The sequence below is a fragment of the Mesorhizobium sp. f-mel genome (assembly GCF_053850215.1).
In genome coordinates, this window is sequence record NZ_JBSPTO010000001.1 from 829,930 (window position 1) to 848,158 (window position 18,229).

Consider the following 18,229-nt stretch of genomic DNA (forward strand, 5'->3'; position numbering starts at 1 on the left):
TTGGAAGCATGCCTACAAATCATCACGCGGCCGGTGCTCCGGTGGATCAGTCAACTGACATACCTCAGGTAGGGTTGGCCATCATCACCGGGTCGGCAAACTGGGGGCTTGCCTTCCCGGAAGATGTCGAATTCGATGGCGTGCGCACGTTGCGGCGCGACATGAGTTTTGAAACGCCTTTCGGTCGTACCGACAACTGGAAGCTGCTCGAGTTCGATGCCTCGATTACAGCCGAAGGGAGAGCGAAGCGGGCGCTGTGCATGTATTCGCACGGCAATCCCCGCGACCATATCGACCATTCCTGCCATCGCCGCGCGTTCTGGGTATTGATGAAAGCGGGTGTACGGCAAGTTCTCGCCTGCTCGACCGTTGGCGCCGTCAACAAGGCGATCCAGCCCGGCGACATGGTGGTGAACGCCGATATCATCGAACTGACGCAGACCCCGTTTTCACTGCTTCCTGACCGCCAGAGCTTCGACTGTTCGGGCAAGCAGATCGTATGTCCCAGATGTGCGGCGGTTCTGGTCGAAACGGCCCGCCGCCATTGGCCAGCCGAATGCCGCGTTCATGGCATCGAACAGCAGTTGGTGGCTGCCCATTGTTATGGGCCGCGACTGACAACCCCAGCCGAAGCCTTGGCGTATCGGGGAATGGGGGCGGATGTGCTCAACCATTCCATCGCTCCTGAGGCCACCTTGGCGCGCGAGATCGGCGCTTGCTTCGTGCCCTGTGCGTTCGTCACGGCGGGCTTCAACGACTATATGGACCGCAATCGCCAGAAATTGCTGCAGGAGGACGTGCTGCCCAATCTCTCCATGACAGCCTCGCGGGTCGCGCTGGAGACCGCCGCGCGACTTCCGGCCAGTCCGGAATGCTCTTGCCAGGGTCTGAAGTCGCCTCAACCAGAAGAGCGTTCCAGCCGGTTCTGAGCTTTCAGGAACGTAGTGCATGTCGCGCAAAAGTGTGCAGCGGTTTTGCGATAACGACATGCATAAAACAACAACCTAAAGCGCGTCGCGTGAGCCGGTCAAATGCGACGCGCTTTAGTGCGAGTTCGTGGCGGCCTCTTAGCCAGGCAGCCTGAATATGCCGTCGATCGCCGGGTCGCCGTCGGTGGTGATGAGGCCGCGGGCCACCAGGTCCTCGAGATGGGCAAGCACCGACAGGCCGGCAGCGCCGTGCAGGCGCGGGTCGGTATCTCTGTAGATCGCGGCGACCATCTCCTTGATCGTCCGGTCGCCGCTTCTGATCCGCTCCAGGATCGCGCGTTCGCGCATTCGGCGATGCGTCTTCAACTCGCGCATGAAACTGCGCGGCGCTGTCACCGGCCCGCCATGGCCGGGCAGCAGCACGCGGTCGTCGCGCTCGATCAGCCGATCCAGCGAGGCCATATAGTCGGCCATGGCGCCGTCCGGCGGCGCAACGATGGAGGTCGACCAACCCATGACGTGATCGGCCGAGAACAGGATACCGGTTCCTTCCAGCGCAAAAGCCGCGTGATTGGCAGCGTGACCCGGCGTCAGTACCGTTCTGATCGCCCAACCGTCGCCCTTGACCATCGTATCGTCGGGAAGCGCGATATTCGGATAAAAGGCGGTGTCGGCGCTGGCGTCGAGCGGATTGACCTCGCCTATGCGCAGTGGCCTGGCCGGCCGATGCGGACCTTCGGCCAATACAATTGCCCCGGTGTGCTGCTTCAGCCGCGCTGCCAGCGGAGAATGGTCGCGATGCGTGTGGCTGACGAATATGTGGCTGACCGACCTGCCTCCGATCACCTCGAGCAGTGTCTTGAGATGCGCATCGTCATCTGGCCCCGGATCGATCACCGCCAGCGTCTTGCGTCCGACGATGTAGCTGTTGGTGCCGTGAAAGGTGAACGGGCTGGGATTTTTCGCGGTAATCCGAAGCACGTCGGGCGCAACGGTCACGCCCTGGCCGTAGGACGGGTCGAAGTCTGTGTCGAATTTCAGCGCCATGGCGAATGTCGTTCAGCTCTGTTCTGGAGACGGCAAAACCGATTGCCGCATAACACGGAAGCCAATATAGGAAAACGCAAGGCCGCGATCTGCGGCAGTCGGATATGAGGAAGACCATGGCAATTGCAACGACGATGCGTCCGCTTGTTTCTCTCGCTCTGCCTGAAAAGGGCGCGGCCCGCCTGGCGATGCAGCTTTTGCTGGCGATCGTTGGAACGCTGGTGCTGACCTTGTCGGCCAAGACCAGAGTTTTGCTCGGGCCGGTCGACATCTCGATGCAGACCTTAGCCGTCTTTCTGATCGCCGCAGCATTCGGCATGCGCCTCGGCGTCGCCACGCTGCTTCTCTACATGGCGGAGGGCGCCATGGGTCTTCCGGTCTTCCAGGGCACGCCGGAAAAGGGCATCGGCGTCGCTTACATGCTCGGCTCTACCGGCGGCTATCTTGCTGGCTTCGTGGTCATGGCGGCGATCGTCGGTTGGGCCGCTGATCGCGGTTGGGATCGCCATCCGATCAAGCTCTTCAACGCGATTCTGGTTGCCGAAATCGTCATGATGGCGATGGGTTTTGCCTGGCTGGCGCTACTCATCGGCCCGGAAAAGTCATGGCAGTTCGGCGTCGTGCCCTTCATCGTCGGCGACCTGATCAAGGTCGGCCTGGCGGCGAGCCTTGTGCCAGCCGTCTGGTCGCTGCTGAAGCGCTCCTGAACTCTGGTCGATGGATCGGACGCGGCACTGATCGGCAACCACAGGGATGTGATTGCGTGGAATGGTCCCTGTTTCAGCGAGGGCCTGTCGAAACTTCTCGCCAACGCAAGCCGGCGCCAATTGGTCGGCATCTGCTTCGCAACACTTTGCTAACGATACCGTCACACAATGGTCAAATCGACCGATTAAGGACCAGAACAGCCAGCGATTCGTCGCGAGCCAGCGTAACCAAGCAGCTACACATCGACGTAACTGCCCGAAATCGATTCTCGCATAGCAAAAAAGAAAGCGGCTCGATCATCTATTAGGCACGGCTAAGGTTAATGGATCATTCGCGGGACTTTTTTAGACGAATCGCCTTGATTCTCGCGAGATAGCTGCTTGCTGGTACCTTCACGCTGTCGTAACCCTTGACATTGACCATGCCGAAAACCGCCGAAAGAGACGCGTGATTAGCCCGAAAGAAACAACGAGTAAGGCTGTTAAATCGTTGCGACGGCCCGCAGCCGGCACCGCAGCACGCTGGTATGCCGCCAGCGTATTTCCGGGAAAAGAAGACGTCGCCGAACGGCATCTCCGGATGCAGGGGTTTCACCCGTTTACGCCTCGCCGCGAAAAGACCACACGTCATGCCCGGCGCATCGAGACTCGACCGGCGGCATATTTTCCAGGTTACATGTTCATCGCCCTCGATGTCGCGCTGCAGCGGTGGCGCTCGGTCAATGGAACGTTCGGCGTGCGCTCACTCATCATGCAGGGCGAACGGCCCTTGCCGGTCCCGTCGGGGTTGGTGGAGCGGTTCATAGCTCTGACTGGCCGGGACGGCCTGCTTGATTTCAGCGGAGGCCTCGCTGCGGGCGCATCGGTTCGGATTCTTTCAGGTCCTTTCGCGGAGATGATCGGTCGCCTTGACCGGCTCGATCCAGCCGGAAGGGCGCGAGTGCTGGTTGCCATCATGAATGGCGAGATCCCTGTTGACATGGACTCAAGGGAACTCGTCGCGATCGCATAGCCGTAATCGACGCTCGGTTATGCGATGCAAGCTGTTGCAAGGTCGGCTCTCGGGTTTCACCCGGGAGTGCGGTAGCCATTGTTGGAGCCGAAGCATACCGGTAGAGCGAATGGCGTTGCCGCAGCTTGGTGTTGATTCACGCGCTGGGCCAGATCGTGGTTTGTCAAGCTGCCTATCGCGCGAGTGGAATACGGAGCCTGACAATCAATCTCAGCGGTTTGCGTTGAACATCTGAGAGTTCCTGGCTTATTTATCGGCGGACCCAGAGAGCGACCTGACGAACTTGAACACCACCACCATCACCCTTCCTAATCAAAGGCATCTTCTGCTTCGGATGCGCTTTCAGTTGCTTGGTGGGCTGACCTTCGCGATCTTGGTCCCCGCGCTGGTCCGCATGTCGTTCGACCAACAAGTAATCTTGCAATCAAATATGCAGGTTACAATTGTCGCGGCATTCATCGCTCATGCGGCGGGTTATTTACTTTACAAGCGCATCGGCAATTTTCCGGGTGTGGCGGCGGCTGGTTACATCTTACCCACCTTCGCCCTGACCTATGGCCTCGTGTTCGTCACCATCTTTTTCTTCAGGTTCGACTATAGCCGGTTCCAGGCCGCCGCGAGTTTTTTTCAGTCGACATTGTGGTATTTTGGGCTGAGTTTGGCCACGCGACGGCTCGACCCATACCGGTTGGCAGTAATTCCAGGCGGGGATGTCGATAGGCTGGAAAGCATACCAGGCGTCAGTTGGCACCGGATTCATTCGCCCGAGACGATTGTCGAATATGCGAGCGGTGTGGTGGCCGATCTTCGAGCCGACCTTTCGGATGAATGGGAACGGTATATCGCCGACCGCGCGCTCTCGGGAACGCCAGTCTACCACGTCAAACAAATCAGCGAGTCGCTCACAGGTCGAGTGGAAATAGAACATCTCTCCGAAAATACGCTGGGATCCTTGAATCCAAACCAGGCTTATTTGAAAATAAAGCAGGCTATTGATTGGTTTTCCGCGCTGTTTATCCTTGTCGTCTTCTCGCCGCTGCTCTTATTTGTGGCGATAGCAGTAAAGCTCGACTCCGCCGGGCCAGCCTTGTTTAAGCAAAAAAGAATGGGATACCGAGGAAATATTTACGAGGTCTACAAATTTCGGACGATGAAACTCAGTGCCGTTGCTGGCGATGAAAAGGACGAGGCCATCACAAAGGCCGGCGATACGCGGATCACTCGCTTAGGACAGTTCTTGAGAAAATCCAGGATCGATGAGTTGCCGCAAGCGATCAACATCTTGCGCGGCGAAATGAGCTGGATCGGACCGCGGCCGGAGGCACTCGTGCTGTCGAAATGGTACGAGGCTGAGCTGCCATTCTACCGATATCGGCACATCGTCCGGCCTGGCATTACCGGATGGGCGCAAGTCAATCAGGGCCATGTTGCGGCGGTGGACGACGTTCTGGAAAAACTTCACTACGACTTCTACTACATCAAGAATTTTTCGCCTTGGCTCGACGTGCTGATTGTGTTTCGTACGATCCGAACCATGCTGACAGGATTTGGTGCTCGGTAGAGCCGAAGAGGCTTACTGATTGCGGGAGGATCATATTATTCGCTTGGCAGACACTCACAATCGCGTTCCAGAAATCGCCGGAGAAGCACAATGACCAGGAAGATCGCACTCATAACCGGTATCACTGGCCAGGATGGCGCCTATCTGGCGGAGCTTCTGCTGGCAAAGGGCTATCACGTCCACGGCATCAAGCGGCGTTCGTCGTCATTCAACACCGGTCGCATCGATAATCTCTACCAGGATCCGCATGAGAAGGACGTAAGGCTGTCGCTGCATTATGGCGACATGACTGATGCCACGAACCTCATCCGCATCGTCCAGGAAGTGCAGCCAGACGAGATCTACAATCTCGCAGCACAATCGCATGTTCAGGTGAGCTTCGAGACCGCCGAATATACGGCGAATGCAGACGCGATAGGCACGCTACGCCTTCTCGAGGCCATCCGGCTGCTCGGCCTGACTAAGAAGACGCGTTTCTATCAGGCATCGACATCCGAACTCTACGGGAAGGTGCAGGAGATCCCGCAAAAGGAAACGACGCCCTTCTATCCGCGATCGCCTTATGCGGCAGCAAAGATCTATGCCTACTGGATTGCGGTAAATTACCGCGAAGCCTATGGCATTCACGCTTCCAACGGCATCCTGTTCAATCACGAGAGTCCGATGCGCGGCGAGACATTTGTGACGCGTAAGATCACGCGCGCAGCTGCCGCGATCAGCCTGGGCCTTCAGGACAAACTCTACCTCGGCAATCTGTCTGCCGAGCGAGATTGGGGTCATGCCCGCGACTATGTCGAGGGCATGTGGAGGATCCTTCAGCAGGACGTGCCCGACGATTATGTCCTAGCAACCGGAGTAAAGAACTCGGTCCGCCGTTTTGTCGAGCTTGCATTCAGCGAAGTTGGGACCGAGATCCAATGGGTCGGTTCCGGCATCGACGAAAAAGGCATCGATGCAAGATCCGGCGCTGTTCTGGTCGAGGTGGATCCGCGGTACTTCAGGCCGACCGAAGTAGAGCTTCTGATCGGCGACCCCTCGAAAGCGGAGCGCGTTCTCGGGTGGAAGGCAACAACCTCCCTGGCCACAATGGTCCAGGAAATGGTCCAGTCCGATCTCGAAACGGTAAGACGGGAATCCGAGCACCGGCGCTTGGACGAGGATCGCATTCGGGTTGCGGCACAGTAAGGAACGTTGGACCGAGTTGACATGAGAATCTCGGTTTTGACGGTCTGCTGGAACTCGGCCGCAACAATCAGGCATACGGTCGATAGCTTCTTTGCCCAGGATCATCAGGACAAAGAGTTGGTGGTCGTCGATGGCGGGTCATCGGACGAAACGCTGACAATCGTCCGGTCCTATCCGCAGGACCGGATTCAGTTGGTCAGCGAGCCCGATCGTGGAATGTATGATGCACTCAATAAGGGGCTGCGCCTCTATACTGGAGACGCAGTTGGCGTGCTGAATTCCGACGATTGTTTCCATGACCATACTGTGCTGACGCGAATTTCGGCAGAACTTGAAAAGGCCGACATCGTGCACGGCGATTTGGATTTTGTTGAAAATCATTTCAACAAGCGGGTCATCCGGCGTTGGCGTGCCGCCCCCAGACCCGCCAAGGGTTTCCGGACTGGTTGGATGCCGGCCCATCCAACATTTTACGTCAGGCGGAAGGTGGCGGAGACGGTCGGCACGTTCGACCTCAGTCTCAAAGTGGCATCGGATTACGATTGGATGCTGAGAGCGGTTGAGCTTCATGGGTTCGGGTCCGCTACCACCAACCATGTGTTGGTAGATATGATGGTTGGCGGGGCCAGCACACGGAGCCTCGGCTCCTATATCGGGCACAATTTTGAGGCCCTGCGGTCGCGGCGCCAATGGCTGCGCTCCGGTCCAATCGACTACGCGCTTGTTGCGAAGCCAATGCGCAAGCTGGGGCAGTTTTTCGGCATCAACAGTGCCGGAACCGCGAAGCAAAGCCGGCATGGAGTACGCTGAATAGTGGCTTCGGTAGGTGATATCCAGGCTTCGAAGGTCGGCCCAGAGGTGAAGCGCAACTACGTTCACGTGTCTGCGCCCGGTGGTCACCGCCAATTCTACCAGGATCTCTTTGCCGGCCTATTTGACCTCGAACCGGCAATGGGACGCATTGGACCTCGACTGTGGCTTGACCTGATTCGGGCTCGCCACCTCCTGTTCGCCACCATCGACGATGATTACGCTGGTTTTATAGCAGTTGCGTTGGCAAGATCGCTGATTGGGCGGCGGACGGTTGGGCTCTTTCTCAGGCCGTCCAAATGCTTCGAGAGCGGAAAGCTCGTTTATCGCCTCAAGAGATGGGCTTTCCGGTGCTTGCGGCATTTACCTCACCTGTCGCTCTTTACGATTCTGCCGTTCAAATTTGATCGCCGATTTGCTGAGGTCGCGCACGGGTGGGTACACGACCCTCAGATGTGGGACATGCATGACGGCGCGGCGCTTATCGAAACTAGCCAACTGTCACGCGAGGTGCTGACCGCAGCCGGCGGGCGCGCCATTTTGTGTTTCCTGGGCAGCGTGAGAAAGTCGAAGGGCTTCGAATTCTTGGCTGACATCGTCTCTGACCACCCAGATCTCGCGAAAGATGTTTTTGTGGTGGCTGTCGGGCGCGTCGACCCAGCCTGTGGCGACGACTGCGCTCGCCTGATTTCTGCCGGAGGAATGGTGGTCGACCGGTTCGTGTCGGACGACGAACTTCTGAGCTTGTACAAAACCTGCGATTTCGCCTGGTGCTGTTACGAGCCGGACTACGACCAGGCCTCCGGCATATTCGGACGAAGCGTACAACTGGGCACACGTCCGATCATCCGCAAGGGCGCGTATCTCGAGAAATATGCGCAAGAAGGCGCAGTTGCACCGGTGTGTCTGGTTTACGGCGATACGCGTGACGCTGCAGCCAATATCGCAGCCGCAGCAGCCAATCGATCCGACAAGCCCGGGCGGCTGGGCGAAATCGTCGGCAACTGGCGGGCCGATTTTGTGCAGAAAATCCGAGCGGCCCTTTGACCCGCGGGCGCATATGCGTCAACGCCGCTGAGCCGGGTATTTGGCTGCCTGCCATTTAAGTTCTGAGGATCGAGATAAAGGCTGATCATGTTACAATTCTTGGGTCCCAAGGCGAAGATATCATTGCGTGACGTGGGGCGGCGGTTCGGGTTTGACGTGCGCCTGAATGGCATCAATTCGCGCGATGACTTGCGTCTTGTGCATTTTCTTCACATGCACGAAATCGATCTCGTAATCGACGTTGGTGCCAACAAAGGCCAGTTCGGCACGATGCTGTTTGCGGCGGGGTTTCAAGGCTCGATGATTTCGTTCGAACCGCTCCCAGATGCGCATTCCGAACTCATGCGCACAGCAAACGCATTCGACCAGCGCTGGACGGTAGGACCAGCTGTTGCGCTAAGCGACACTAGTGGGTCGGCGACGTTCCATGTTACGGAAGCGTCGACGAGCAGTTCGTTGCACGAGCCACGTGAGTCGTTCGTGGAACATACTCCCCGCGTGGCCGTCGCCAAGCGGATCGAGGTCAAGACAGAGCGGCTTGATGCCCTCGCGAACACGATCGGCCTCGCTGGCAAGCGAGCATTCCTGAAACTTGACGTGCAGGGCGCTGAAGCGGCTGTTCTCGCAGGTGCTTCCGCCGTCCTGCCGCAACTGCGAGGCGTCCTAACCGAACTGTCGCTGGTCGAGCTCTATACAGGGCAGGCGACCGCGCTGGAGGTGCATCAACTCATTGGCGGCAGTGGGTTCGAATTGTGGGATGTCTGGCAAGGGTATAGAAACCCGCAGACGCAGCGACTAACACAGATTGATGCATTGTATTTTCGTCCAAGCCAGGCCTGAGACTTTGAACAATGAGCCGGCTGGTTCGAGAGTGAGCCCAGCTCCAATCAGGAGCTTTCCGACGACCCAAGCAACGAATGGAACGGTTGCCGCACGGATTGTCCTAACACCATGAACGTCGTTCAGATTGTTGGCTGCGCGCTCAATACTGGTGCGGGTCGAGGAATCCGCGCCGTGCACGAAGCCTTATTGGACGCAGGAATCCATTCACGCGTCCTAGGGAGGGTTGAGCGGGACCTCCCAGAGGACTTGTTCGCCAGAAGAGTTCCCTTGCTGCAACGTCTGCCTGTCGGCGTTAAGAACCGTGTCTACATGTGGCATTTGACGCGGCAATTCGGCGTGATCCCGCCGAATTTTCATCCCATCTCTCACGGCCTCCGCCTTCACAATACGCCGGAATATCGGAAAGCTGACGTTATCCATGTGCAGTGGGCCCACGCGCCCACGCTTGGGCCAGCATTCTGGCGTGCGATTAAGCGCGAAAAACGTCCGGTGGTCTGGACGCTTCGCGACATGTGGCCGTTCACCGGCGGCTGTCATTTCTCTGGTTCGTGCGAGAAATATGCCTGCGGGTGCGGCCAATGCCCTCTCCTGGGTGGAAAGGACGAGAGGATCACATCCGACGATGTTGCATTCAAGGCCGAGCACTACGGGCCGCAATCGGTATTCGTCGCGATCAGCAACATGATTGCCGAGCAGGCCCGAAGGAGTGTGGCCCTGGGTGAGCGACAAATACATGTAATCCCAAACAGTGTTCAAATGAGCCAGCTTCGCGCAGTGGACAAGGCGCAGGCGCGTAGCGCATTGGGACTCCCAGCGCACAAATTCGTAATCGCCTCCGGTGCTTTGAATCTGGCTGATCCGCGCAAAGGCGCGGATATCATGCGTCACCTGCTGAATGTTTACCGAGATAACAAAAACGTTCACTGGTGTTTGTTTGGCAAGGGACTTGCAGAACTGGCCGATCCGGTGCCTGAAAACTGCACAGGTTTTGGCCTCATCCGCGATGAAGTCACTCTTAACCAGATATATTCGGCGGCCGATGTGTTCGTGATGCCCTCACTTCAGGAATCATTCGGCAAGGTCACGGTCGAGGCGATGGCATGCGGAACTCCTGTCATCGGGCTCTTAAAAACGCCAGCCGAGGAGATCATCAGCCACGGGCAGACCGGATGGTTGGTAAAGCACGGTGACGCTGATGCAGTAGTGGCCGCTATCGAGACAGCACGGGCCCTGCCAATTCCAGCATTAAGGAATTTTGGAGTGAGCGCACGCGCCGCCGTGATCGACAGATACTCACCAGAGGCTATCGCCCGTCTCTATATCGACCTGTATGAATCATTGTTGACTGGCGATCAGGCATGACTCGCGCACCACGATATAGCGGCCCTGAAGGGGTGAGGATTGACGCGCACTCCGTCATCCCGGCCGGGAGCGTCGTTCACCTCCGACATCCCGCTAGATTGCCTGGCTGGCCGCGTACCATGCAAGGTCATGCGTTCTCCGGCACCCACGCATGTCGCGTCCGGCTACGCTCTGGTCGCCATGGCGCTCATGATGTTCAGAGTCCCAACCGACAAGAGCGCGGTGGAATGCTGTGAGGAAGGCGTCCGGTCGTTCCGATACAGGCTCGGTGCTAAGCAGTGAGCATCTGACGCGGGATCTCGGGAGACGCACGGCATCTGGAGGGTTCATAGCCCTTAGCGCCCAGGCTTTGATCCTTCTCACACAATTCGGCTACATGGCGCTGATGGCGCGGTTGCTCCAACCCGATGACTTCGGCCTTGTGGCCATGGCGGCGTCCGTTACGGCGTTTGTTGGAGTCTTCGCCGACTTGGGCCTCTCCATGGTGACCATCCAGCGCAAGGAGGTTGATCACGATACCACCAGCGCGCTGTTTTTCGTCAATCTTGCGGTCGGCTTCGCTCTCATGCCGCTGGTGTGGCTGACGGCGCCGGTCGCCACCTGGCTTTTCAATGATCCTCGCGTTTTTAACCTTGTCCTAGTTCTGGCGATTGCCATTCCGATCACTGCGGCCGGTGCGCAGCATAAGGCGCTATTGATTCGCAACATGCGTTGGATGTCGTTGCACGGTGTGAATCTCGGCAGCCTCTTGTGTGGATTTGCTGTCGGTATCGCTATGGCATGGGGCGGGGACTTCAAATATTGGTCACTCGCTGCCGCGACGCTCACAACGGCTCTTGTCGGCACGATTGGCCAGTGGGTGCTGTCACCGTGGCGTCCGACCAAGGTCGCCGATTGGAAGAATGCACGATCGGCCATTGGTTTTGGGATCAATTACAGTGGATCCCAGTTCACAAACTACATTAACCGCCAATCCGACAACGTGCTCGTCGGCTGGAAATCCGGTCCCCACGAACTCGGATTCTACACCCGCGCCTACGCACTGTTCATGTTGCCGGTTACGCTCGTCAGCGGGCCAATTGGCTCGGTTATCATTCCAATGCTGAGCCGCCTCCAAACCCAGCCTGACAAATGGGCGAGAACCTATCTCAGCGCCATGCGGCTTACACTCATGATAAACACAATATTGTGTATCCTCATCACAATAAATGCACAAGAGATCGTGGCGATTGCCTACGGGGAGAAGTGGTCAAAATCCGGCACTATTTTGATGATATTGTCGCTTTCTCTAATCACGAGCGTTTCAGGTCAGTTCGGTGGTTGGATGCTGGTCTCTGTGGGCCGGGTGCGCGAGTTGTTCGTGTTTTCAGTATTCTCATCACTTATCCGATTTGTATCCTTCCTATTTGCCATTCAATGGGGAGCCTTCGGAGTTGCTGTTGCATGGTCCATAACATCTTGGGTATTCACCCCGGCGCTTTGGCTTTATGCAACAAGAAATACCGAACTGAGATTCAAGGATCATCTGAAAGCGGCAGCGCCCTTCTTTAGTGCTTATATCGTGGTCGTCGCCTTGTTTCATGTTGGGACCTCATTTGCCGTCCTGTCTCTACTGGCTGAGGGCGGCCTCGTATTAAAGTCTGCCATCGCGGTGGTGGTCTATGGGGTCTTTGTTGTTGCTCCGTATCGTTTTGCCGGTCCCATGTTAGGCGACATGCGGCTCTTTCTGGACAAAGATGTACACTCAGAGGACGTAAAGCATTGAAAATCATCGTCGAAACCACCGTTTTCTTGAACGGCGGAGATGCTGCGATCCAGGTTGCAACAAAACGGATTCTTAAAGGCGCGTTCGGAGACGACACTGAGATCGTTTTTGCTGACATGGACGCTCAAGTTGCCGAGCGGTATTATCCCGACAACACCTTTATTTGCTTTCCCTCCGCACAGATTCTCAAGAGCAGAATCGTTCGATTGGTGAACAGGCTGACCAAGGGGTGGCTACAGTTCAATTTGATTTACTCCATTCTGATCGCCGTGATTTTTGTGGAGAGGCATTTTGGATGGTTGAAATACCCTGGGCATGGAGGCGCGATTGCCAAGGCCTTGCGTGAGTACATCGCGGCAGATCTTATTATTTCGACCGGCGGCACGTACCTTTCAAAGAAACATCGGGGGTCGGTTGCCCATCGTCTGCCAGAATATGAGAGAGACATTTATCTTGGAAAGCCGCCCATTTTTTTCACGCAATCGATGGGTCCATTCGGCGATGATCGCATCTTCCGCCGACTTGCGGGCGTTCTGAGAAAAAGCCCCCTCATATTGGTCAGAGACCGAAAATCCATGGCTTTTGCGAAGGAGCTTATCGGACACGCAGATAATATTGAGGACGTGGCAGACAGCGTGTTCATTTTGACCGATCAGGACAAGATCGAGAGACGGCGCGCAGCATCCCGGGTTGCGAGGCCGGGGCGGCGGCCGCGGATCGCCGTTTCGGTGCGACCCTGGGCGGATTTCGGGGAGCGAGACCGGGAGGTCGGCCGAGCGAAATACCACCAATCGGTAGCTCAAGCGGCCACATGGCTCGTGGAGGAGGCCGGGGCCGAAGTGACATTTGTTTCGACTTGCCAAGGGATTCCCGAGTATCGTTTCAGCGACTCGGACACGGCGCGCGATGTCTTGATGTATCTGCCGGACCACGTTCGCGACAGTGTCGTCGTTGATTCGCAGTTCAGGGACACTGAAGCATTGCTTCGCAAGATCGACGAATTCGACGGCGCCATCTGCACACGCATGCACATGTGCATTCTGTGTCTGTGTCGAGGCCTTCCGGTCTTGCCGATATGCTACGAGAGGAAAACGGCAGATCTTTTTCGATCGCTCGGTTTGGAGGAATACGTTACTTTCATCGATAAGATTGACCCGAATAGTTTTCGGAATCTTGTTGAGCGCTGGTGGCAAAACCAGGAATCGATAGCGGAAAAATCGTCGCAGGGGACGATCGCGTTGCGTGACAGTGCTCTATCCACGGTCGGTATTCTCAAAAACAGATTTGCGCCGACGGAGTTGCAGCCGGAGGCGGTGTCCTCATGATTGCCATCATTTCGCAATTCTTCAACACGCCTTCCGAGACATTCATTCGAGATCATGTCCGCTACCTTGCGCCCGGCAAGACTGTGCTCATCTGCCAAGAGCCGGATGGCGCCAATCAGTTCAATTATCCGGTTCTTTCCGGGATTCCGGGGACGTCACTGCTTAGCCAGCTGCCCAGCCTCATTGCCATTCCGGCACGCCTGTTCTGGCTAGCGTACGTCCGTGACGGAATCAGCAGGAGCGACGAGGACAGAGTTGTCGAATTTTTCAAGGCTCACAACGTGGAGGCCGCCCTTGTCGAGTATCTTACGATAGGTGCACTGTTTGCTCGCGCTTGTCGCCGCGCCGGCGTGCGATTGTACGTCCACGCCCATGGGGCGGATTCTACCGTGATGCCCAGGAAACAGACATGGCGACGTCGTTACCGGCGTCTCTTCGCCAGCGCTCGCGGGATCATCACGCCATCACGTTTCATCGCCGATCGTCTGGTTCAAATCGGCTGTCCGCATGAGAAACTCCACGTCAGTCCATGCGGAATTTTGCCCGAGCACTTCACCCCATCGAAGCGCGAAAGCGGTCGGCTTCTTGTCGTTGGGCGGTTCGTTGAAAAGAAATCACCGCACCTCGCGATCGAGGCGTTTGCCCGTATCGCTTCAAGGTTTCCCGAGGCACGACTTGATCTGGTTGGGGACGGGCCCTTGATGGCGCGATCTAAGGCATTGGTGGAGCAGGAGAACCTATCGGACCGTGTCATTTTTCACGGCTATCGAAGCACGGAATTTGTTCAGGGCATGATGCAGAACGCTGCAATCTTTGTGCAACATTCAGTGACGGCCCGCAACGGAGATATGGAAGGTCTGCCGGTATCGATCCTGGAGGCAATGGCGAGCGCACTTCCCATTGTGGCGACACGTCACAGCGGTATTCCAGAGGCCGTTGTCGATGGTGAGACCGGCGTCCTCGTAGAAGAGCACGATATAGAAAGCACGGCAAAGGCGCTTGCTAGGCTCCTGTCAGATCCGCAGCGTGCTGCCAGGATGGGGGATGCCGGGCGGCAGCGTGTGCTGGATCATTTCACGCAACAGCACACACGCGATCGCCTTCGACGTGCCATGATGCTGCCGGCCCTAGTGGAACCTCTCGACATCGCAGAGCGCCAAGTTCAATGAAGAATGCCGACCAATGGAAGCCCACCAAGTTCGTGCGGACCAGCAAGGGTGTTTGGCGCTCGAACCGCAATGAGGTACCGGCGCGATCGCGGTTGATCGCCGATCGATTGGCGTCCGTCTATGCCGCTGCGATCGCTACTCATGCCAAGGGCCGTCTCGCCGATCTGGGCTGTGGTGCCGTTCCGCTTTACGGGATCTACCGCGACTTTGTCAGTGAGGTGTTCTGCGTCGATTGGCCGGGCAGCACACATGGCGCCGCCTACGTCGACCTGTTCGCAGACCTCAACGAGCAGTTGGTCCTGGAGCAAGGGACTTTCGACACGGTCATCGCCAGCGATGTTATCGAACATCTGCATACGCCGCAGGCTTTGTTCGACAGTGCAGCCCGGGCCTTGAGGCCTGGAGGTAAATTGATAATCGGCGTGCCGTTTTTTTACTGGCTGCACGAGATTCCCCACGATTATCATCGCTACACCCGCTTTGCATTGGAGCGGATGACGACGAAGGCGGGACTAAGCACAATCGAGTTGTCATCCTACGGCGGCGTCACAGATGTTCTTTCCGATCTTGCCACGAAGGCGGTGGCGTCTCGGCCCTGGCTTGCCAGTTCGATCCATTGGCTGACCACGCTGATGCGTGCATTGCCGCCTATCAAGAAATTGGGGCTTGCGACTCGCGAGAGCATGCCGATGGGTTATCTTCTAGTGGCTGAAAAAGTATCAGCGCCACCGTCTGCGGGGGGAGGCTAAATATGCAGAGCCGCGAATTACTGCGCCTCCAACCAGTGTCGTCGAGAGCTATCGTGCCGAAAAGTTTTGATACGGTGGCGGCTGCCGTGAGGTTCGACTAGTCTCATGACTCAGAGAGCCAATATTCATTACGATACATCGGCCGATTTCGCTCCAGGAGGAACTGGTGGCCGATTTGCGCATTTGAGAGGTTACGTCGACCGGCGCATTTGGTTTTCTCCTGCAGCGGCCTTCGCGCTCGCGATCTGTGGCGTGTACGCTTTTGCCGGTCTGGTAAACAAGTTTGATCCAGAAGGAAATACCGGGTCGATCCTGGTAAGGTTAGCCATTGTTCTGATAACTCTCGGCTCATATGTACTTCTTCCAGCAAAGTTGAAGTCGTCAACGGCCGCGCTTATTCCAATGAAGTTATTTTTCATACTGTATACATGTAGACTCGTGGAGAATATTTATATATCTTCTATAAGTATATCTCCAGGAGCAATGATGGTATTTAGTGTTTTCTTAGTGACCGGTGTCGGGGCTACACTTGTTATAGCATCGATGGACAGGGCGATAAGAAATACAGATCTGATTTTTGTTATGAATGCCCTTTGTGTGATTTTTCTCTTTGGACTTTACTTAAACAGGGACGTTCTGTTCGTGAGTCAGGACGAAAGAATGACTCTCGACAAAATCAACCCGATAGCAATGGGGCACACGGCATTCGCATTTTTGATATACTTTTTCCTTGTCTTGGGAAAGACAAAAAAATTGACGATTCAATCCGCGATACTTGGTCCGATGCTATTGTTGGTTGTTGTGTTTTCCCGGTCTCGCGGTGCATACATTGCCGGCGCGGGGGCACTATTGGTCTACATATTGTTGCTTAAAGGCTCGAAAAGAGTGTTCGCCATATTGGGAGCATTGGTTGTCGCCATGGCAATTTTGGCGACCAGCGGCGTGGAACTCATCGACGTTGTCATTGCGAGACTTCAGACGATCAACGTGGATGCCGATCAATCGACGATGATACGCAGTCAATTGTTCGCTGGAGCCTGGTCGCAGTTTCTAGAAAGCCCGGTGTTCGGGCGTTACGCGGTCGAGATGCGGTTCAATTTCTATCCTCACAACATCTATCTTGAATCCCTGATGGCGGTTGGGGCGCTGGGATCATTGCCGTTTGCGGCTCACATAGTGTTGGCACTCAGATCGACGGTCGGTATCATTCGGTCCGGCAAATTCCCGCTCGCTGCGGTGCTGGCTGCGGTGCTATTTATCAGGGAAGCGATCGCCGGCCTGGCAAGCGGCAGCCTATGGGGAAATTCGCTCTTCTGGGTCACCTCCGCTCTGACAATATCGTTTTGGTATGGATACCAGGGATTTCTTGCCAAAAACCGCAATCCAGAAATTAAGGCTTACTAGGAGGCGGGCCTATTAGAGTTGAGTGTCCCTTAACCGATCAGTAGGCTGACAGTGAATTGAAGTGCTATTTCGATCGGTACCAGCGTTGGTTTCGTCCTCGATGTGATCGAACTTCGCCTGATTGGCTGCAGGCACTCGCGCCGTGCCCGCGGGACGCCGCTGGTCGGCCAACACGGACCGCTATCAGCGCTCCAGGACTCCGAGATTAAATTCCAACGGGAACCAACCATGCGCATTTTTCAAAATTCCGGGATCTCGCCGAGCTACCGGGCCAGACTCGCCGGACTCGTGGCGGGGGTTCGTGGGTTCGAGCCGCAGAAAGAAGTGTTTTTGAACGATCGCTACGGCGCGGCGCATATCCTGCTGCCGATGCACGCCGGCAGCCCTGATGCCTTTTTTACGAACGGAGACGACGAATCGCTGCAGCGGGCATGGGCCCTCGAAAATGGGCTGGGCCAAGATGCATCGCTGGCCGATATCCTTCTTGCCCAGATCGAGCATCATAAGACGGACATCTTCTACAACCTTGATCCATTTCGTTACGACGCCTCTTTCCTGCGACGGCTGCCGGGGCATGTGAAGCGAAAGATTGCTTGGCGTGCTGCGCCAGGCAGGATCGATTTTTCCGGTTATGATCTCGTCGTTTGCAATTTCCAGTCGATGCGAAGGCTTTGGGAAGAGCAGGGCGCCAGGACCGCCCACTTCTTTCCTGCTCACGATCCGGAACTCGATGCTGTTGCCGCGAACCGGAACAGGGACATCGATGTCCTTTTTTTCGGGGGCTACAGTCGTCATCACCAGCGCCGCAGGCAGATTTTGGAGGCTGTCGCAAGTCTATCCAGCCGCCGACGCGTCGTCTTCCATCTCGACCTGTCGCGTTATACGCCACTCGCCGAGACGCCGCTTGGCTGGTTCGGTCCCCTGCGCGCGGTGCGCCGGCCGCGCACTATCCGCAGTGTCAGCGCGCCTCCTGTATTCGGTCGCGCTATGTATGCCGAACTCGGAAGAGCCAAAGTCGTGGTCAACGCGTCGATCGATATGGCGGGTCCGGACCGTGGCAACATGCGCTGTTTTGAGACGATGGGCGCTGGCGCTCTGCTGATATCCGATTCCGGCAATTATCCCGCGCCGATGCGCGACGGGGAAACCATGGTCGTCTACGAGCAACCGCAGGACGCATTGGATAGAATCGAACAGCAATTGGATAGCGGGACCTGGGACGAGATCGGCCGGGCGGGGAACCGCGCAATTCGCGAAGAATACAGCAAAAGACGCCAGTTTGAGCGGTTTCTCGAATTGGTATAGCTGACGATC

Annotated in this window: 16 protein-coding genes; 15 read left to right on the forward strand and 1 reads right to left on the reverse strand. The window is 56.6% G+C overall.

Features of this window, described 5'->3' with window-relative positions; translation table 11 throughout:
- Positions 1 to 8 precede the first annotated feature (8 nt).
- Complete coding sequence (locus ACWUKX_RS03845) at positions 9 to 929, forward strand: phosphorylase family protein (protein ID WP_456004109.1); 921 nt, start codon at positions 9 to 11, stop codon at positions 927 to 929.
- 138 nt (positions 930 to 1,067) lie between these two features.
- Here ACWUKX_RS03845 and ACWUKX_RS03850 read toward each other — a convergent pair whose 3' ends face one another.
- Entirely contained in the window at positions 1,068 to 1,976 is a 909-nt protein-coding gene (locus tag ACWUKX_RS03850; RefSeq protein WP_456003971.1) for an MBL fold metallo-hydrolase, read from the reverse strand.
- A gap of 116 nt (positions 1,977 to 2,092) precedes the next feature.
- Here ACWUKX_RS03850 and ACWUKX_RS03855 point away from each other — a divergent pair, with 116 nt between their 5' ends.
- The 14 genes from ACWUKX_RS03855 to ACWUKX_RS03920 all read left to right on the forward strand — a co-directional run bounded on the left by ACWUKX_RS03855 (position 2,093) and on the right by ACWUKX_RS03920 (position 18,220).
- Positions 2,093 to 2,683 (forward strand): biotin transporter BioY, encoded by a 591-nt coding sequence (locus ACWUKX_RS03855; RefSeq protein WP_287383922.1) that lies wholly within the window; start codon positions 2,093 to 2,095, stop codon positions 2,681 to 2,683.
- Positions 2,684 to 3,131: 448 nt separating this feature from the next.
- Positions 3,132 to 3,695, forward strand: a complete 564-nt coding sequence (gene nusG / locus ACWUKX_RS03860) for a transcription termination/antitermination protein NusG (protein WP_456003973.1) — start codon at positions 3,132 to 3,134, stop codon at positions 3,693 to 3,695.
- Positions 3,696 to 3,978: 283 nt separating this feature from the next.
- A complete protein-coding gene (locus ACWUKX_RS03865; RefSeq protein ID WP_245316150.1) occupies positions 3,979 to 5,256 on the forward strand; it encodes a sugar transferase in 1,278 nt (425 codons plus the stop codon).
- 90 nt (positions 5,257 to 5,346) lie between these two features.
- Positions 5,347 to 6,441, forward strand: a complete 1,095-nt coding sequence (gmd, locus tag ACWUKX_RS03870; RefSeq protein WP_029355725.1) for a GDP-mannose 4,6-dehydratase — start codon at positions 5,347 to 5,349, stop codon at positions 6,439 to 6,441.
- A gap of 21 nt (positions 6,442 to 6,462) precedes the next feature.
- Positions 6,463 to 7,251: a glycosyltransferase family 2 protein gene (locus tag ACWUKX_RS03875; RefSeq protein WP_456003975.1), complete on the forward strand. Its 789-nt coding sequence runs from the start codon at positions 6,463 to 6,465 to the stop codon at positions 7,249 to 7,251.
- 3 nt (positions 7,252 to 7,254) lie between these two features.
- Positions 7,255 to 8,298: a hypothetical protein gene (locus ACWUKX_RS03880; protein ID WP_456003977.1), complete on the forward strand. Its 1,044-nt coding sequence runs from the start codon at positions 7,255 to 7,257 to the stop codon at positions 8,296 to 8,298.
- A 132-nt stretch (positions 8,299 to 8,430) separates the two neighbouring features.
- Positions 8,431 to 9,138 (forward strand): FkbM family methyltransferase, encoded by a 708-nt coding sequence (locus ACWUKX_RS03885; protein ID WP_456004112.1) that lies wholly within the window; start codon positions 8,431 to 8,433, stop codon positions 9,136 to 9,138.
- Between the two features lie 111 nt (positions 9,139 to 9,249).
- Positions 9,250 to 10,503, forward strand: coding sequence for a glycosyltransferase (locus tag ACWUKX_RS03890; RefSeq protein ID WP_456003979.1), 1,254 nt, complete (start codon positions 9,250 to 9,252; stop codon positions 10,501 to 10,503).
- Between the two features lie 268 nt (positions 10,504 to 10,771).
- A complete protein-coding gene (locus ACWUKX_RS03895) occupies positions 10,772 to 12,268 on the forward strand; it encodes a lipopolysaccharide biosynthesis protein (RefSeq protein WP_456004114.1) in 1,497 nt (498 codons plus the stop codon).
- Positions 12,265 to 13,593: a polysaccharide pyruvyl transferase family protein gene (locus ACWUKX_RS03900; RefSeq protein WP_456003981.1), complete on the forward strand. Its 1,329-nt coding sequence runs from the start codon at positions 12,265 to 12,267 to the stop codon at positions 13,591 to 13,593. The genes ACWUKX_RS03895 and ACWUKX_RS03900 overlap by 4 nt, the downstream gene beginning before the upstream one ends.
- Positions 13,590 to 14,762, forward strand: coding sequence for a glycosyltransferase (locus tag ACWUKX_RS03905; RefSeq protein ID WP_456003983.1), 1,173 nt, complete (start codon positions 13,590 to 13,592; stop codon positions 14,760 to 14,762). Before ACWUKX_RS03900 ends, ACWUKX_RS03905 begins: the two co-directional genes overlap by 4 nt.
- A complete protein-coding gene (locus ACWUKX_RS03910) occupies positions 14,759 to 15,511 on the forward strand; it encodes a class I SAM-dependent methyltransferase (protein WP_456003985.1) in 753 nt (250 codons plus the stop codon). The genes ACWUKX_RS03905 and ACWUKX_RS03910 overlap by 4 nt, the downstream gene beginning before the upstream one ends.
- Before the next feature lie 660 nt (positions 15,512 to 16,171).
- The gene (locus ACWUKX_RS03915; protein WP_456003987.1) at positions 16,172 to 16,915 is read left to right on the forward strand and encodes an O-antigen ligase family protein; all 744 of its coding nucleotides are present in this window, start codon (positions 16,172 to 16,174) and stop codon (positions 16,913 to 16,915) included.
- Positions 16,916 to 17,143: 228 nt separating this feature from the next.
- The gene (locus ACWUKX_RS03920) at positions 17,144 to 18,220 is read left to right on the forward strand and encodes a glycosyltransferase family protein (RefSeq protein WP_456003989.1); all 1,077 of its coding nucleotides are present in this window, start codon (positions 17,144 to 17,146) and stop codon (positions 18,218 to 18,220) included.
- Positions 18,221 to 18,229 lie beyond the last annotated feature (9 nt).

What these genes read in the sequence shown, in the direction of transcription:
- ACWUKX_RS03845 (WP_456004109.1), top strand. Translation starts at nt 9, where the DNA reads ATGCCTACAAATCATCACGCGGCCGGTGCTCCGGTGGATCAGTCAACT.
- ACWUKX_RS03850 (WP_456003971.1), bottom strand. Translation starts at nt 1,976, where the DNA reads ATGGCGCTGAAATTCGACACAGACTTCGACCCGTCCTACGGCCAGGGC.
- ACWUKX_RS03855 (WP_287383922.1), top strand. Translation starts at nt 2,093, where the DNA reads ATGGCAATTGCAACGACGATGCGTCCGCTTGTTTCTCTCGCTCTGCCT.
- gmd (WP_029355725.1), top strand. Translation starts at nt 5,347, where the DNA reads ATGACCAGGAAGATCGCACTCATAACCGGTATCACTGGCCAGGATGGC.
- ACWUKX_RS03875 (WP_456003975.1), top strand. Translation starts at nt 6,463, where the DNA reads ATGAGAATCTCGGTTTTGACGGTCTGCTGGAACTCGGCCGCAACAATC.
- ACWUKX_RS03890 (WP_456003979.1), top strand. Translation starts at nt 9,250, where the DNA reads ATGAACGTCGTTCAGATTGTTGGCTGCGCGCTCAATACTGGTGCGGGT.
- ACWUKX_RS03905 (WP_456003983.1), top strand. Translation starts at nt 13,590, where the DNA reads ATGATTGCCATCATTTCGCAATTCTTCAACACGCCTTCCGAGACATTC.
- ACWUKX_RS03910 (WP_456003985.1), top strand. Translation starts at nt 14,759, where the DNA reads ATGAAGAATGCCGACCAATGGAAGCCCACCAAGTTCGTGCGGACCAGC.
- ACWUKX_RS03915 (WP_456003987.1), top strand. Translation starts at nt 16,172, where the DNA reads ATGACTCTCGACAAAATCAACCCGATAGCAATGGGGCACACGGCATTC.
- ACWUKX_RS03920 (WP_456003989.1), top strand. Translation starts at nt 17,144, where the DNA reads ATGCGCATTTTTCAAAATTCCGGGATCTCGCCGAGCTACCGGGCCAGA.